A 14,754-nucleotide genomic window follows, 5' to 3' on the forward strand; every position below is an offset into this window, starting at 1 on the left:
TCATCGCCGGGACGCCGTGCCGGTACTCCCCACACACAATAGATCACACTCCGTGTCCGAACGGGTGGCCGCCCTGCTTTCGGTGTCACCATGAGCGCCGCCCACGCAGGGGTCATGGGAGTGGGGAGGGGAAGGCTTCTCAACAGTGCTCACAATTTTGAGCGCTGTATAGTCAAAACGTGCAGAAGACACCGACACGACGGGAGCGAGTCCGGGCGCAGACGATCCGCGAGATCAAGGTGCTGGCGCTCAAGCAGATGGCCGCCGAGGGTCCGGCCGCGATCTCGTTGCGCAAGATCGCTCGCGACATGGGGATGACGTCGGGTGCCCTTTACAGCTACTACGACACCCGCGACGACCTGCTCACCGCGCTGATCGCCGATGTCTACGGTTCCCTCGCCGACGTGCTGGCGGCCGCCCGCGACAGCGTGCCCGCGAGCGACCCCGCCGGGCGGATGATGGCCTACGCGCGGGCCTACCGGCAATGGGCCATCACTCACCCCGACGAGTTCCGGCTTCTGTACGGCGATCCGGCCCCGGGTTACCAGGTGCCCGAGGGCGGGCCCGCCGCGGAGGCCGAACACCGGGCGTGCGGGGTGCTCGCGGGTCTGGTCGTCGACTTCGGGGCCGGTACCCGCCCGGCCGCCGCCCCGCCGGACGGTGCGAGCCGAACGGGCGACACGCACCAGTGGGACGACTTCTACCCGCGTTTCGCCGAGGGCCTCCGCAGATCGTTCCCCGGGCTGTCCGCCGAGACGGCCGGGCTGGCACTGCGCGTGTGGGGCCGGATGCACGGCCTGGTCTCCCTGGAGGTCTACGGCCATCTGAGGACCCAGACCCACGACCCGGCCAAGCTCTACAACATCGAGATGGCCGACCTGGTCGGGTCACTGGAACGCGCGGCGAACTAGCGGCGTTCTGGACGGGGGTTCAGGCCCCTTCGATCTCCACCACGGCAGCGTCCGGCGATCTCGCCACGCCGCGGCGTCGCCCTTGACGCGGTGCCCCGCCTTCCGCCCGTGTTCTGGAGGGACGGGCAGGTGCGCGCGGGCAACGGCCACCCTTGACGACGGAGCCTCGGCGCCGGCCATCACGAACCGTGCCAAGGCCGCCGAAACGCGCCGGACACCGCTCGCCCGCCTCGTCTCCGCCCGGGTCTCGGCCTCGCCCCGAGATCACGGGCCTCGGCCCGTCGAGACGGGCAGTCGCCGGGGCGGGCCTGACGCTGCGCGCCATCGGCCCCCGCGTGCGTCGGCGGTGGTCAGGGCATCGAGCGGCCCTCCTCACGGGTCACGCCCGGCGGTGACCTGGCCCTTGTGCACTACCTGATCGCCGATTAATATTCTGAGCACTGCTTAAAAAGTAGGCAGTGCTCATTGGTGGGGCTCGCCGCCGGCCCTGGCCTCCCGTAGGGGAGGGCCACCAGCCGCACCCCCGGCGGCCGCAGGGCCCAGGACGTCGGTTCCAGCTCACCGAGAACTCCAAGGAGAACCGTGCAGAAGCATGTGATCGTTGGCGCGGGCGCGTCCGGAGTGGCCGCCGCCCTGCTCCTCGCCGAGTCCGGGGACGAGGTCCGCCTGGTCACCCGGAGCGGCCGCGGGCCCGTCCACCCGGGCATCGAGCTCGTCGCCGCCGACGCGACCGACGCGGCCCGCATGACCGAGCTGACCGCGGGCGCGAGCACGCTGTTCAACTGCGCCATGCCGCTCTACTACCGGTGGCCCACGGACTTCCCACCGCTCAACACCGCGCTGCTGACCGCCGCCGAACGCACGGGCGCCGGTTACGTCATCCTCGGCAACGCCTACGGGTACGGGCCGGTCGAGGGCCCGGCGACCGAGGACCTGCCCATGGCCCCGACCACGGTGAAGGGACGGGTCCGGGCGGAGATGTGGGAGGAGGCCCTCGCCGCCCACGAGGCGGGACGGGCCCGCGCCACCGAGGTCCGCGCCATCGACTTCGTCGGCAGGGACGCCTACTCGATCTTCACGCTGATGATCGCGCCGCAGGTCCTCGCGGGCGACCCGGCGATCGTCCCGGCCGACCTGGACGCGCCGCACAGCTGGTCGTACATCGGCGATGTCGCGCGGACGCTGGTCGCCGCGGCCAAGAACGAGCAGTCGTGGGGACGGGCCTGGCACGTGCCCTCCACCGCGACCGTCTCGGTCCGCGAACTCACGACGCGGTTCGCCGAGGTGGCCGGCGCGCCCGCCCCGGAGCTGGTCCGCATGTCGGAGGAGGACCTGCTGGCCGCGGCCGCCGCCGATCCGGTCGTCAACGAGTTCCCGGAGATGCAGTACATGTACCAGGAGCCGTTCGTCCTGGACTCCACCGAGACCGAACAGGCCCTGGACCTCAAGCCGACCCCGCTCGACGACGCCCTGATCGAGAACGCCGGCGGAGCGCGCGCGACCGGCTGAGCGATCGGGACGGCCCGTTCACGCCCCGGCAGCAACGCTCTCCGCCGACATCGGCCCCACCCAGGGCACCGACGAGACCCTGGACGGCGACAGACGTCTGGAAGGGGCGCATGTGCGTCATGGCGCCCTCGGGCATGGCTCTTCCACCTTTCCTGGAGGCCACCAAGGACGAGCGGCATCACCTCGGCGCACTGCCATGTCGGCCGTCCGCGCCCTGGTTCGCAGGCACCCTGCGAACCAGGGCGCGGTTCCATGCCGCGTCGTCGCTGGGAAGGGGCGGCGTCCGGCGAGCCTTCGGTGTCCCTTGATGGTCAGCGGGGCGTTCGAACGCCTCGCCGGGTCGCCTCGCCGCTCCGGCCGGGCGCGACCACCGTGCGCAGTGGGATCGCGACGAGCAGCGCGACCGCGACGAAGAGTCCACTCGTCCACAGCGGCCCGAGGTCCCCGGCCCCGGTGTCGAGGGTGGTCGCGGCGATGAGCGGCCCGGAGGCGGCGCCGATGTTGAGCGCCGCGGTCGCGTAGGAGCCGGCCATGGTGGGGGCTCCCGCCGCCTCATAGAGGATCCGGGTGATCAGGGTGCTGCCCAGCGCGAACGACAGCGCCCCCTGGACGAACACGAGGACGTGCAGTACGGCCGGCCAGTGCGCCAGCAGGGCCAGGGCGGGCCAGCCGATGAGCAGCGCCGGGCCGCCGGCGGCGAGGACCAGGCCGGGGCGCCGGTCGGACAGCCGTCCGGCGACGGTGACGCCGGCGAAGGAGCCGGCACCGAAGAGCATCAGGGCGACGGAGATCCACAGCTCGCCCAGCCCGGCGGTGCCGGTCACGACGGGGGCCAGGAACGTGAAACCGGCGAAGGTCGCCGCGTTCACCAGCGCGCCGAGGAGCGTGACCAGGAGCAGCCGCGGCCGTCCGAGCTGCGCGAGCTCCGTTCGCAGGGTCGGCCCGTCGGCCGCGTCCTCCCTCTCACGGCGTGCTGGGATGCCGATGAGGACGCCGACGGCAGCGGGCAGGCAGAGAGCGGCGACGGCCCAGAACACCGCGCGCCAGCCCAGCAGCGCGCCGAGGACCGATCCCCCGGGGACTCCGGCGATCGTGGCCACCGTGGTGCCCGACAGCAGCAGGGCGAGCGCGCGTCCCTTCTCGTTGGCGGGCACCAGCGCGGCGGCGGCCGTCAGGGCGACGGCGAGGAACCCGGCGTTCGCGAGCGCCGCGACCACCCGCGTGGTGAACAGCATCCAGAAGTTCGAGGTGGCGGCGCCCGCGGCGTGGGCCGCCAGGAACGCCAGGACGAGTCCGAAGAGGCCGGACCGCGGCGGCCAGTGGCGGGCGAGCGCCGCCATGAGCGGGGCGCCGACGATCATTCCGACCGCGTAGGCCGAGGTGAGCGTGCCCGCCGTCGCGACGGTGACGTCCAGGTCCGAGGCGATGTCCGGCAGGAGGCCGGCGAGCATGAACTCCGAGGTGCCCATGGCGAAGATCGCCAGGGTGAGCAGGTACAGCGGGACAGGCATCGAGTGGGCTCCGAGGTGAGGAGAAGCACGGGAACGTCATCCCGTCACCGCGGTCAGCACCCGGGGCGCCCTCGTCCGGCCGCGGAACGCGGCGGACGGCGGAACGGCGAACTCAGTGGTTCAGGGGGCTGACGGCGTGACCGGAAGCCCCCGACCTGTCCGACTCGGGACTCGACACGCCCCGCACGCTACCCGACCGGCGCACGCCGGAGCACCTCCGTTTCACGGCGTCGGTCCCGGTGGGAATCCGTGACGACGCGGTCGCCGGTCGAGGCTCAGCGGCGGGCGGCCTCGCGCCGCGGCTCGATGCCCAGGACCGCGCAGGCGCCGTCGACGGCCACCCGGCGGAGCTCGTCCCGTGGCGCGTCGGCGAACTGGATCGTGCAGTCCTGGATGCCGCCGAAGGCGATCACGCCCCGGACGGCCTGCTCCAACGTGGGTTCGGGGCCGTGCACCAGCTTGACCAGCCGCTCGCGCCAGCTCAGCGCGAGACCGATCACCCCCAGGTCGGCGAGCGTGGTCAGCTCGCCGAGCATGAGCACCATGCCCTCGCGGTTGCGGTAGTGGAAGTCGAAGTAGCCCTCCAGCAGGGCGATGGGCTCGACCTCGTCCAGCGCCTCCTGGCCCGCCAGGAACGCCTCTTCCTCATCGATGATCGGCTGCACGATGCTGCGGACCAGGTCCTCCCGCGAGGAGAAGTGGTAGTACAGCGCCGGCTTGGTGATGCCCAGCCGGTCGGCGATCTCCTGGAGGCTGGTCCGCTGCACACCTTGCCGGACGAACAGCTCGCGGGCCGCCTCCTGGATCCGCTGCTTGGTGTCGGAGGGACGAGGCATGTCGCCACCCTACCTGACTTAACGGTAGGTAAGTGACCCTGCTATGCTTACTTATCGTTAAGTAAGTAGAGGTAGGAGGGAAGCTCATGCGAATTCTCATCTCCGGCGCCAGCGTCGCCGGTCCGGTGCTGGCGTACTGGCTCACCCGGCACGGCTTCTCCGTCACCGTCGTCGAGCGCGCGCCGACCCTGCGCAAGACCGGCGGTCACGCGGTCGACCTGTTCCGGCCCGCGGTCGACATCTCGGAGAAGATGGGTGTGCTCGGGCGCGTCGAGGAACGGGCCACCGGCACCAGCCGGCTGACCGTCCACCAGGAGGGCGCGCGGCGGCCCGTCCGGGCGGACCTCTCCAAGATCTTCGGCGCCGCCTCCGACCGGCACCTGGAGGTCATGCGCGACGAGCTGAGCGAGATCTACTACGACGCCGCGCGCGACGACGTCGAGTACGTCTTCGGCGACTCGATCACCGCGATCTCACCCGACGGCGAGGTGCGGTTCGAGAACGCCGCGCCGCGCCGGTTCGACCTGGTCGTCGGCGCGGACGGGCTGCGCTCCAACGTGCGCCGTCTCGTCTTCGGCGACGACTCGGGCCTCAGCACTTTCGTCGGAGCCCACTTCGGGGTGATGACCCTGCCCAACAGCACGGGCCTCGACGGCGAGCTCCTCATGCACGTCGGCGTGGGCCGCACGGTCGGCATGTACGGTGCGCGGCACCTCGACGACGCGCGGGCGCTGTTCCTGTTCCGCAGCGACGGCGAGCTCGACTACCACCACCGCGACGTGCCCCGGCAGAAGGAGCTGCTGCGCGGCGCCTTCGGCGGCATGCACGCCGACGTGGACGGCTGGCTGGACGAGCTCGACCGCACCCCGGCGTTCTACTTCGACTCGATCACCCAGCTGCGCATGGACACCTGGTCGAAGGGAAGGGTGACGCTCGTCGGCGACGCGGGCTACTGTCCCGGCCCGGCCGTGGGCGGCAGCACCACCCTGGCCGTCGTCGGCGCGTACGTCCTGGCCGGGGAGCTGGCTCGGGCCGGCGGCGACCACGAGCGCGCCTTTCCCGCCTACGAAAGCGCGATGATCGAGCACGTGCGCGGCAGCCGCGCGGTCGCGTCGAGCGTGGCGAAGACCCTGATCCCCACCTCGCGCCTCGGCGTCCGAGGGCTGGCCCACGGCGCCCGCCTGATCTCCGCCCTGCCCGCCGTACCCGCCCGCGCCCTCATCCGCCTCACCACCAAGAGCGCACGCCTCTACAACTCCATGACCGTCGACGACTACCCGCCGTCGCCCACCGCACCGGCGAGCCGGATCGACGGCCCCGCCTCGCCTCGCGTGTGAGGTGGTACCGCCGAGGTCAGGGGCCGCCGGCGCGGAAGCGGCAGCGGTCCAGGCCGGACCGCTCGCGGTCTGCGGGCGAGGCGTGGCGGGTCAGGCGCGCGCCCGCGAGGACGGCCGGGCCGTGGAACGTCGCGCGGCCCTCGGCCGAGCCGGGCAGGCAGAAGTCGGCGCGCTCGAAGACCGCGCCCGCGAAGTCGGTCCGGCCGTGGAACTGGGCGCCGCAGAAGTCGCCGTAGGCGACCGAGACACCGCTGAGGTCCATGTCGACGAGCGTCGCGCCGGACAGGTGCAGGGACAGGCCCGGCCAGCCGCCGGGGCGGGCGCGGGACGCGAGCGTCTCCTGCGCGGCGCGGCGCGCTCGCAGTTCGGCGTCCTGCGGCGGCGTCAAGGACCCGGTGACGGCGAAGGGCAGCGGCACGCGCAGGTACTCGCACAACGCGCGGGCCACCGCCGCGCGGGCCGCGGGCTCGGCGTCGCCGACCGAGGCGAGCAACTCCACGCCCGCCAGACGCGCGAACGGGTCGGGGTCGGCCAGTTCACGCCGATATGGGACGGCGGCCAGTTCGCCGTCGTGCAAGCGCCAGCCGAAGGGCCACTCGTGCCCGGCACCCTCAGCGCGGGCACCGGTCAGGTCGGCGGCCGGGGCCACCAAGTGGACGGGGCCGCCGAAGACCGCGCCGATGAAGTCCGCGGAGCCGCCGAACCGAGCCTTGCCGAACCAGGCGTCCGCGGCGAACTCCGCGTCCCGGAAGGTGACCGGACCGGCGAAACGGGCGCCGTCACCACCCTCGATCCACTCCTGATAGTCGAAGTCCAGCACGGCCAGCGGCCAGTGCGGATCGCCCTCGTTGGGCTCCTGCCAGGCGGGCGTGACCGCGTCCTCGATCTCCTCCCAGGCGGGATCGTCCTCCGGCAGCCCGTCCTCGCCGCGCCCGAACCACGCCAGATCACCGAACCGTGCCCTCGCGAACCCGGCCGCGCCCCGGAACCGGGCCCGCCCGAACACCGCCGCCCCCGCGAAAGCTGCGCCGCCGAAATCAGCGTCGCCCTCGCACAGAATGCGCTGGAACACCGCTTGACCTTCGAACCGTGCCCCCGCGAAGTCAACATCTCCAACGAAACGCACGTCAGAGAAGTCCACCGTGCCGAACACGCAGTCCGCGAACCGCCCGTCCACCACCACGGCGCCGCGCAGGACGACGTCCGGGCCGTCTCCCGCGCGCAGCATCCTCGCCAGCACCCGCCCGCACTCCCGCAGCGCGTCGAGGTTCTCGCCTCCGGCCCGCCGCCACCATCGGCACAGGGAGTCCACCGCGTCCTGGCCACCGTCCACAAGCTCCGGTGGCACGTCCCAGTCGTCGCGCACCGCCCAGCCGTCCCAGTCGAACCCGCCGCCCACGCCGCACCCCGCCCTTCCCAGCGCCCGGCCGGTGTCACCCACGATCAGCCAGAACCTAGTGCCGTCCGATCACCCGCACATCCCTTTCGAGAACGGTTCGACTCTCATGCTGGGGAGTTGCCGGTCGTGCGCAGGCGTGCGATGGGCAGAAGCGTCAGTAGCCCGATGCCGCCCAGCAGACCGAAGGCGAGCTGGAAGTCGCCCTGGCCGTCGCGGAGGACGCCGACCAGCAGGGGCGCCAGCGCGGCACAGGCGTAGCCGACGAAGAACGCCATCGCGCTGATCCGCCCGGCCTCGGCGGGGTCGCGGCTCACGACGACGGGAAGGGTCAGCACGAGCGTGAACAGCCCGCCGTGTCCCACGCCCAGGGCCGCGATCCACAGCCATGCCGTCGTGTCCGGCGCGTACGCCAGCCCCAGGAAACCGGCGGCGGTCAGCGCCATCGTCAGCGCCAGGCCGACCCGCTTGTCCCGGTTCTCGCCCAGCAGCGCGGGGACGGCCAGCATCGCGATGACCTGGACGGAGATCAGCACGGTCAGCATGATCCCGGCGGTCGCGGTGCTGCGGCCGGCGTCATCGTGCAGCAACGGCGCCACCCAGGCCAGCTCGCAGTAGTACAGCGCGGAGTTGACGGCCGACAACCCGGTGATCTGCCAGGCCACGCCGCTGCGCCAGGGCAGTCCCCGGGTCGCCGGTCCGGCCGGGCCGGTGACGTCGTCCAGGTTCAGGGAGCCCTTCGCGGCCGACCACAGCGCCAGGCCCGCCACCGCGAGCACCGCCCACGAGGCCAGCGCCCCCGGCCAGGACTCCACGAGGTCGGCCAGCGGCGCGCTGGCCCCGGCCGCGACCGCGCCGCCCAGCCCCAGACCGGCGGTGTAGATGCCGGTGACCAGGCCGGCGCGCGCGGCGAAGCGCGTCTTCACCACGGCCGGCAGCAGGGTCTGGGCGACGGCGATGCCGGCTCCGACGATCGCCGCGCTGCTCAGCTGCGACCAGGTCGAGCCGCCGAACACGCGGGCCGCCGTGGCGACGGCGATGACCGCCAGCCCCAGCAGCACGCCGCGATGCAGTCCGTACCGGCGGCCCGCGTACGCGCCCAGGGGCGCGCACACTCCCATGGCCAGGGTCGGGATGGTGGTCAGCAGGGACACCTCCGTCGCCGACATGTGCAGGTCCTCGCGGATGCGGTCCACCAGCGGCGAGACCGCGGCGATGGCCGGGCGCAGGTTCGCCGCGGCGGCGAACAGCGCGACGGCCGCGAGTCCCAGCGACGCGCGGGCCGGGACGGCGCGGCCGGGCGAGACATCTTTCATGTGCGTCATCGGCACCACCAGAGTGATCTCGGACATTGACTATCCGAGTTCTACCACAACTCGGATACACGCTGTCCGAGTTGGGTAGGGTGGGCGCATGAGGATGTCGAACGGCGTGGAGTGGGCGCTGCACAGCTGCGTCACCCTCAGCCAGACCCGGCGGCCGGTGCCCGCGGCGCGGCTGGCCGAACTGCACGGCACGCCCCCGGCGTACACGGCCAAGCAGCTGCAGGCGCTGTCACGGGCGGGCATCGTCGGCTCCGTCGCCGGGCAGATCGGCGGCTACACGCTGACCAGACCGGCCGCGCAGATCAGCGCGCTGGAGGTCGTGCGGGCCATCGACGGGGACGAACCGGCCTACCGGTGCGCCGAGATCAGGCAGCGCGGCCCGCTGGGCGTCCCCGCCGAGCGATGCGCACGTCCGTGCGCGATCTCCCGGGCGATGACGTCCGCTCAGGACGCGTGGTCGCGCGCACTCGCCGACATCTCCATCGCCGACCTGGCCGCCGCGATCGATGCCGACAGCGACGGCACCGCGATGGCCGACGTCCGCCGCTGGCTGACCGCCACCCACTCGTGACCTACGAGAACACGGCAGGACCAGAGCTTCAGAACACCTGAGGCGGCCTCGCGACGGGGACGGCGCCGCCTCCGCCGACCACGGCCCTTCGACTGACCACGGCCCTTCGACGCCGCCGCTCGGGGCCGGATCAATGGCACAGGCTGTACTTCAGACCGGCAGCAGGCGGGATCGACCACGGTACCGCCTGCACGGCATATTTTTTCCCGGGAAATACATTTTGGAGAACGAGGAGGAAAAAAGCAATACAAGAGAAAAACCCTGCCCTGGAGGGATTCTTGAAAAGATCGTTAGGAATCGCGTCCGTGCCCCGGGGTCGCTCACCGGGTTCGGTGACCGGCTTACGCCGCTGGACCTCCGTCCTGGCCGCTTTACTGATCGCCGCCCCGGCCGCCCTGGTCGCCTTGCAGACTCCCCCTGCGCACGCCGGTTTGAGGATCGTCGGCGGCGACGTCGCCGGACACTTGTTCGGTCAGGTCCAGATATTCGGCGATGGAGAGTACGAGTGCACCGGCTCACTCATCCATCGGGAGTGGGTTCTTACCGCCAAGCACTGCACTCCCTCGGGCAGTCTCTATGAGGTGCGCATCGGCACCCTGCAGCAGGGCCAGGGCGGCGAAGTCAGGACGGTGGACATTCAGGCGCGCCATCCGGACGTGGATGTCACCCTGCTCCACCTGAGCAGTCCGGTGAGCCAGGCCAACTACGTCGTCCCCTACGACGACACCTGGCGAGTGCCCCCCATGAGAAACGTCGGGGTCCACGGCTGGGGAGCCACAGTCGAATTCGGGACCACTCCCTCGCCGGTGCTCAAGAGCGCGACGCTCAGGGTGGATCAGAACGATGCCGATCCCCCGCCCGGTGCCGGGGACGACTGGGGTTTTGCCGGGAGCCTGCTGTTGATGACCTCGCTCCACGGCGCCCCCTACCGCGGTGACTCAGGCGCAGGAGTGTTCTACGGCAACAGGGTCATGGGGGTCTTCACCAGCGGGCTTCGCGATGACGCGACGAGTGCGAGATATGGAGTGAATCTGAATGCCATCAGAGGATGGGTCAGGCGGATCAGCGGGCAGCCGCCGACGCATAACCTGAATTGGCGTGTGATGGCCCTGGGATCGTCCACCACGTGGGGTGAGGGCAGTTCGCATGGCAACGGCTACCGCCAGGTGCTGGACCAGGGGTTGCAGAAGATCGCCGAGCGCAACGGCCAGGAGACCGGCGAGTCGCGTACCGCCGCTGCGCTCAAGAGCGACACCGACGACACGCCCCAGGTGGACCTGGTCGGCACGGTCCGGGTGGGCACGATGGCCGACCGGGACAACGAGGGCTGGCGAGGGCTGAAGATCAACGAGATCGCCGGCAAGGCCGGTTGCCCCGTCAAGCTCTACCGGCCCAACGTCGTCACACTGATCGCCGGAGGCAACGACGTCGTCCAGAACTACCAGATGGACGGGGCCGTCGGCCGGCTGGAGTCGCTGATCGAGCAGATCGACCGGGACGCCGAAGAGGTCACCGTGCTGGTGTCGGGTGTGCAGCCCTTCAGCGATCCGGCCATGAACACCCGCGGTAAGGCGTTCTCCGCCCAGATCCCCTCCATGGTGGACCGGCTGGCGGGACGCGGACTGAACGTCGTGTACGTCGACATCAGCGCCCTGGGGTCATCCGATATCGGCTCTGATGGCATTCATCCCACCGACCAGGGCTACCAGAAGATCGGTGATGCGTTCGTCAAGGCGGCCGAGCACGCCAGCGAGCAGCATTTGATCCCGGAACCGTCCGAGCAGGATCCTGATGAGGTGTCCGACGCCTGCGGGACGAAGGACGACGGCTCGGGCGGTACGGGCGACAACGGCCCCGGCAAGCTGGGCGAGGGCTGGGATGACCGCGGCGTCGTCCAGTCCCAGCAGTTCCCCTCCAACAGCCGGTTCTGGATGACGGACATCAACAAGGACCACAAGGCCGAGTTCGTGGTGGTGGGTCCGGACCAGAAGTTCCGGTTCTGGTGGAACGGCGGACCGTCCGGCAAGAACTGGGTCCCCTTCGTCGAAGGGCAGAACTCCTACACGCCCAAGGCCGGGGCGGTGGGCAACATGCTGCGCTTCGGCGACATGGACGGTGACGGTTTCCCCGACTGCATGGTCGTCTCCCTGAACGGGACGATCGACCTGTACACATGGAAGGCCGACAACCCCTCCGGCGCGCGCATGTGCACCGACCACTACGAGGGTGTCGCCAACGTGTTCGCCAACGGCTCCAACGACGGCGACAGACCGCCCCTGAACATCGACCCGAACACCAAGATCCGTATCGCGGACGTCACCGGGGGCGGCCGGGACGACTATCTCCTGATCGAACCGGACGGCACCACGACCGCCTGGTACAACAAGGGCTTCCAGGTCAACCGCACCTATCAGTACCTGGAGTGGGAGGTCCCGCAGAGGATCAGCGGCCCCCTGCAGCTGCCCCGGGAGATCCGTTACGCCGACATCAACGGCGACAAGCGGGCCGACCGCATCCTGATCACCGCCAACGGCGGTGCCCGCGCCTGGCTCAACGAAGGCCCCGGCGGCTCGGGCGGGACCTACCGTGACATCGGCAAGATCGCCGGGGACGCGGAGGTGCCGCCCAAGGACGTCCAGTTCGCCGACATGGACGGCGACGGCAAGGCCGACTTCCTGCGCATCGGCTGGACCGGCGTCACGCACGCCTGGCTCAACAAGCTCCCGGCGAACTACTTCGACACCTTCCACCCCTGACACCCACGCGGCGGCGGAACCGGTGATGCCACCACGTGAGCGATGACCCGCGGTGCCCGGAGGGACGACCACCGGGCACCGCAACATCATCAGCACCACCGGTCACATGACCAGCACCTTGGCAGGGATGTACTGAAGACAGTCCGCGCGCGCCCACGGGCTCCCGCGACTCCCAGGATCGGCTGGTCGCGGACCCGCGGGACCAGGGAGAACCTCGGTCACACAAGATGAGCCCCCCAGCTTGTCGCCGGGGGGCTCGTTCCGTCAGTCTGAGAGCAGGACTTGCGTCACCACCCCCGAGTGGGCGAGGAGGGATTTGAACCCTCACATCCTTTCGGACACACGGACCTGAACCGTGCGCGTCTGCCGTTCCGCCACCCGCCCTTGGGTGTCGCTCCCGGTCACCCCGGGTGCTCGAAAAGGCTAGCACGGTCGCGGTGGTGGTTAGGTATCCAGATACTTCGAGCGAACCTTCACACCGATACGATCGTCTACCAGTGAGGAAGGGAGGTGCCCGTGGGCGTCATTCAGCGCTTCGAGCGACGGCTCGAGGGCATGGTCGAAGGAGCCTTCGCCCGGGCCTTCAAGTCCGAGCTCCAGCCGGTCGAGGTGGCCAGTGCTGTGCAGCGCGAGATGGACGATCGGGCGGCGATCGTGGCACAGGGCCGCACGCTGGTTCCGAACGACTTCGTCGTCGAGATCTCTCAGCAGGACGGGCAGCGGCTGCAGGTGTACGCCGACAGCCTGAGCCAGGAGCTGGCGAACCTCGCGCGGGAGTACGCGAAGGAGCAGGGGTACTCCTTCGTGGGCCCGGTGCGCGTGCGGTTCGAGAACGCCGGGGATCTCGCCACGGGCATGTTCCGCATCAGGTCCGGTGTGATCCGGGGCTCGACCGTCGAGGGCGGGGAGATCCGCCAGCCGGTGAGCGACGTACCGCAGGGGGGGCGGGGCGGCGCTTTCGGGGGGCATCCGCGGCTGCTGGTGACCACGGCGGTGGAGGGCTCCGACACCACTCAGCGCACCTATGAGATCAACACTCCGGTCACCCTGCTGGGCCGGGGCACCGACTGCGACCTGCGTCTCGTCGATCCGGGCGTCTCCCGGCACCATGCCGAGATCCGCGTAGAAGGTCCCGAAGTCGTGCTCGTGGATCTAGGGTCGACCAACGGCTCGTTCGTGAACGGGCAGCCGATCCGGCGGGTCACGCTGGTCGACGGCTCCCGCGTCACGATGGGCCGCACAACCCTTGTGTTCCGCCGCGATAGGGAGTAACCCCGACTCCGATGTCCGAATTCACCCTCACGCTGATCAAGCTGGCGTTCCTCGCGGTGCTCTGGCTCTTCGTCATCGCGGCCGTCGGTGTGATCAGGGCCGACCTGTTCGGCTCGAAGGCGGCCTCGAAGGCGGCGTCGCGGGCCGCCCAGCCGCCCCGGCCCGCCAAGGCCGCCCGCCAGCCCAAGCCTCCGAGCGCGGCGCCGCCCCAGCAGCCGCACAGCGCCCAGCAGGGCGCCCCGACGAAGCTCGTCGTCGTCCAAGGTGAGCGGGCCGGGACCGTCATCGATCTGACGGGGGTGCCCATCACCATCGGCCGGGCGAATGACGCCACGCTCGTGGTGACCGACGACTACGCTTCGAGCCGGCATGCCCGACTTTATGCGCAGGACGGTCAGTGGATCGTGGAAGATCTCGGCTCCACCAACGGGACCTATCTCGGACGCACGAAGGTGAGCCGGCCGATGCCGGTGCCCCCGGGAGTGCCGGTCCGGATCGGCAAGACCGTGATCGAGTTGCGCAAATGACCCTGGGAATCCGCTACGCCGCGCGCTCCGACGTCGGCATGCTGCGCGAGGGCAACGAGGACTCGGCGTACGCGGGGGCGCACCTGCTCGCGGTGGCCGACGGGATGGGCGGCCACGTCGGCGGGGAGATCGCCAGCGCCGCCGCGATCGAGGCGCTGCGGGGGCTCGACAAGGACCTGCCGGCGACGGAGTTGCTGGCCGCGCTGGAGCACACGGTCAAGACGGCCAACGACAACCTGCACCGCATCGTCGAGTCCGACCCCGCCCTGCAGGGCATGGGGACGACGCTGACCGCGATGCTGTGGGCGGGCAACCAGGTCGCGCTGGTGCACATCGGGGACTCCCGCGCCTATCTGCTGCGCGACGGCAGCCTCTTCCAGATCACGCACGACCACACGCTCGTGCAGTCGCTGGTCGACGAGGGGCGGATCAGCCCCGACGAGGCGGCCTCGCACCCGCAGCGCTCGCTGCTGCTGCGGGCGCTGGACGGCCGCGGTGAGGTCGATCCCGACCTGTCGCTGCGCGAGGCGAAGGTCGGCGACCGGTACCTGCTGTGCTCGGACGGCCTGTCGGGCGTCGTCACCGCGGAGACGATCTTCCAGGTGCTGACGGACGTGGCCGACCCGGAGCAGGCCGTCCGGCAGCTCATCGACCTGGCCAACCGGGGCGGCGGCCCGGACAACATCACCTGTGTGGTCGCGGACGTCGTCGACCTGGAGCGGCAGCCGCCGACGGGCGGGCCGGGGCACGCGGTCGGCGCGGCGGCCAACGCCTCGCCGCCGGACGCGCCCGGCCGCGGCCCG

General features: G+C 70.8%; 12 protein-coding genes and 1 tRNA gene. 8 read left to right on the plus strand and 5 right to left on the minus strand.

Going from position 1 to position 14,754, the window contains the following annotated elements; genetic code table 11:
* Window positions 1-179 precede the first annotated feature (179 nt).
* Window positions 180-911 carry a TetR/AcrR family transcriptional regulator gene (locus E1291_RS14820; protein WP_242614159.1) on the plus strand — a complete coding sequence of 244 codons (732 nt, stop codon included), beginning with the start codon at window positions 180-182 and terminating at the stop codon, window positions 909-911.
* 582 nt (window positions 912-1,493) lie between these two features.
* The gene (locus tag E1291_RS14825) at window positions 1,494-2,420 is read left to right on the plus strand and encodes an NAD-dependent epimerase/dehydratase family protein (RefSeq protein WP_131738378.1); all 927 of its coding nucleotides are present in this window, start codon (window positions 1,494-1,496) and stop codon (window positions 2,418-2,420) included.
* 311 nt (window positions 2,421-2,731) lie between these two features.
* On the opposite strand, the gene E1291_RS14830 is transcribed toward E1291_RS14825, so the two are convergent.
* Both E1291_RS14830 and E1291_RS14835 read right to left on the minus strand, forming a co-directional pair.
* Entirely contained in the window at window positions 2,732-3,931 is a 1,200-nt protein-coding gene (locus E1291_RS14830) for a Cmx/CmrA family chloramphenicol efflux MFS transporter (protein WP_131738379.1), read from the minus strand.
* A gap of 275 nt (window positions 3,932-4,206) precedes the next feature.
* Complete coding sequence (locus E1291_RS14835) at window positions 4,207-4,767, minus strand: TetR/AcrR family transcriptional regulator (RefSeq protein WP_131738380.1); 561 nt, start codon at window positions 4,765-4,767, stop codon at window positions 4,207-4,209.
* Window positions 4,768-4,853: 86 nt separating this feature from the next.
* Here E1291_RS14835 and E1291_RS14840 point away from each other — a divergent pair, with 86 nt between their 5' ends.
* Window positions 4,854-6,104, plus strand: coding sequence for an FAD-dependent monooxygenase (locus tag E1291_RS14840; RefSeq protein WP_131738381.1), 1,251 nt, complete (start codon window positions 4,854-4,856; stop codon window positions 6,102-6,104).
* 16 nt (window positions 6,105-6,120) lie between these two features.
* On the opposite strand, the gene E1291_RS14845 is transcribed toward E1291_RS14840, so the two are convergent.
* Window positions 6,121-7,545 (minus strand): pentapeptide repeat-containing protein, encoded by a 1,425-nt coding sequence (locus E1291_RS14845; RefSeq protein ID WP_165495116.1) that lies wholly within the window; start codon window positions 7,543-7,545, stop codon window positions 6,121-6,123.
* A 62-nt stretch (window positions 7,546-7,607) separates the two neighbouring features.
* Window positions 7,608-8,852: an MFS transporter gene (locus E1291_RS14850; RefSeq protein ID WP_207400737.1), complete on the minus strand. Its 1,245-nt coding sequence runs from the start codon at window positions 8,850-8,852 to the stop codon at window positions 7,608-7,610.
* A 61-nt stretch (window positions 8,853-8,913) separates the two neighbouring features.
* Between E1291_RS14850 and E1291_RS14855 the strand changes: the two genes are divergently transcribed.
* Entirely contained in the window at window positions 8,914-9,396 is a 483-nt protein-coding gene (locus E1291_RS14855; RefSeq protein ID WP_131738383.1) for an RrF2 family transcriptional regulator, read from the plus strand.
* 431 nt (window positions 9,397-9,827) lie between these two features.
* Window positions 9,828-12,152 (plus strand): DUF1986 domain-containing protein, encoded by a 2,325-nt coding sequence (locus E1291_RS14860; protein ID WP_131738384.1) that lies wholly within the window; start codon window positions 9,828-9,830, stop codon window positions 12,150-12,152.
* A gap of 301 nt (window positions 12,153-12,453) precedes the next feature.
* Here the strand turns inward: E1291_RS14860 and E1291_RS14865 are convergent.
* Window positions 12,454-12,536: transfer RNA gene (locus E1291_RS14865), tRNA-Leu, on the minus strand.
* 132 nt (window positions 12,537-12,668) lie between these two features.
* Between E1291_RS14865 and E1291_RS14870 the strand changes: the two genes are divergently transcribed.
* The 3 genes from E1291_RS14870 to E1291_RS14880 all read left to right on the plus strand — a co-directional run.
* Entirely contained in the window at window positions 12,669-13,424 is a 756-nt protein-coding gene (locus E1291_RS14870) for an FHA domain-containing protein (protein ID WP_131738385.1), read from the plus strand.
* 11 nt (window positions 13,425-13,435) lie between these two features.
* Window positions 13,436-13,951: an FHA domain-containing protein FhaB/FipA gene (locus E1291_RS14875; protein WP_131738386.1), complete on the plus strand. Its 516-nt coding sequence runs from the start codon at window positions 13,436-13,438 to the stop codon at window positions 13,949-13,951.
* Window positions 13,948-14,754, plus strand: an 807-nt coding sequence (locus E1291_RS14880; RefSeq protein ID WP_242614160.1) for a Stp1/IreP family PP2C-type Ser/Thr phosphatase, incomplete at its 3' end; no start/stop codon positions are given. The genes E1291_RS14875 and E1291_RS14880, both read left to right, overlap by 4 nt.

Source organism: Actinomadura roseirufa, from assembly GCF_900659635.1.
In the GTDB taxonomy this organism is placed as follows: domain Bacteria; phylum Actinomycetota; class Actinomycetes; order Streptosporangiales; family Streptosporangiaceae; genus Spirillospora; species Spirillospora roseirufa.

Coding starts and splice junctions, on each gene's coding strand:
- E1291_RS14830 (WP_131738379.1), bottom strand. CDS start 3,931: ATGCCTGTCCCGCTGTACCTGCTCACCCTGGCGATCTTCGCCATGGGC.
- E1291_RS14835 (WP_131738380.1), bottom strand. CDS start 4,767: ATGCCTCGTCCCTCCGACACCAAGCAGCGGATCCAGGAGGCGGCCCGC.
- E1291_RS14840 (WP_131738381.1), top strand. CDS start 4,854: ATGCGAATTCTCATCTCCGGCGCCAGCGTCGCCGGTCCGGTGCTGGCG.
- E1291_RS14850 (WP_207400737.1), bottom strand. CDS start 8,852: ATGTCCGAGATCACTCTGGTGGTGCCGATGACGCACATGAAAGATGTC.
- E1291_RS14855 (WP_131738383.1), top strand. CDS start 8,914: ATGAGGATGTCGAACGGCGTGGAGTGGGCGCTGCACAGCTGCGTCACC.
- E1291_RS14875 (WP_131738386.1), top strand. CDS start 13,436: ATGTCCGAATTCACCCTCACGCTGATCAAGCTGGCGTTCCTCGCGGTG.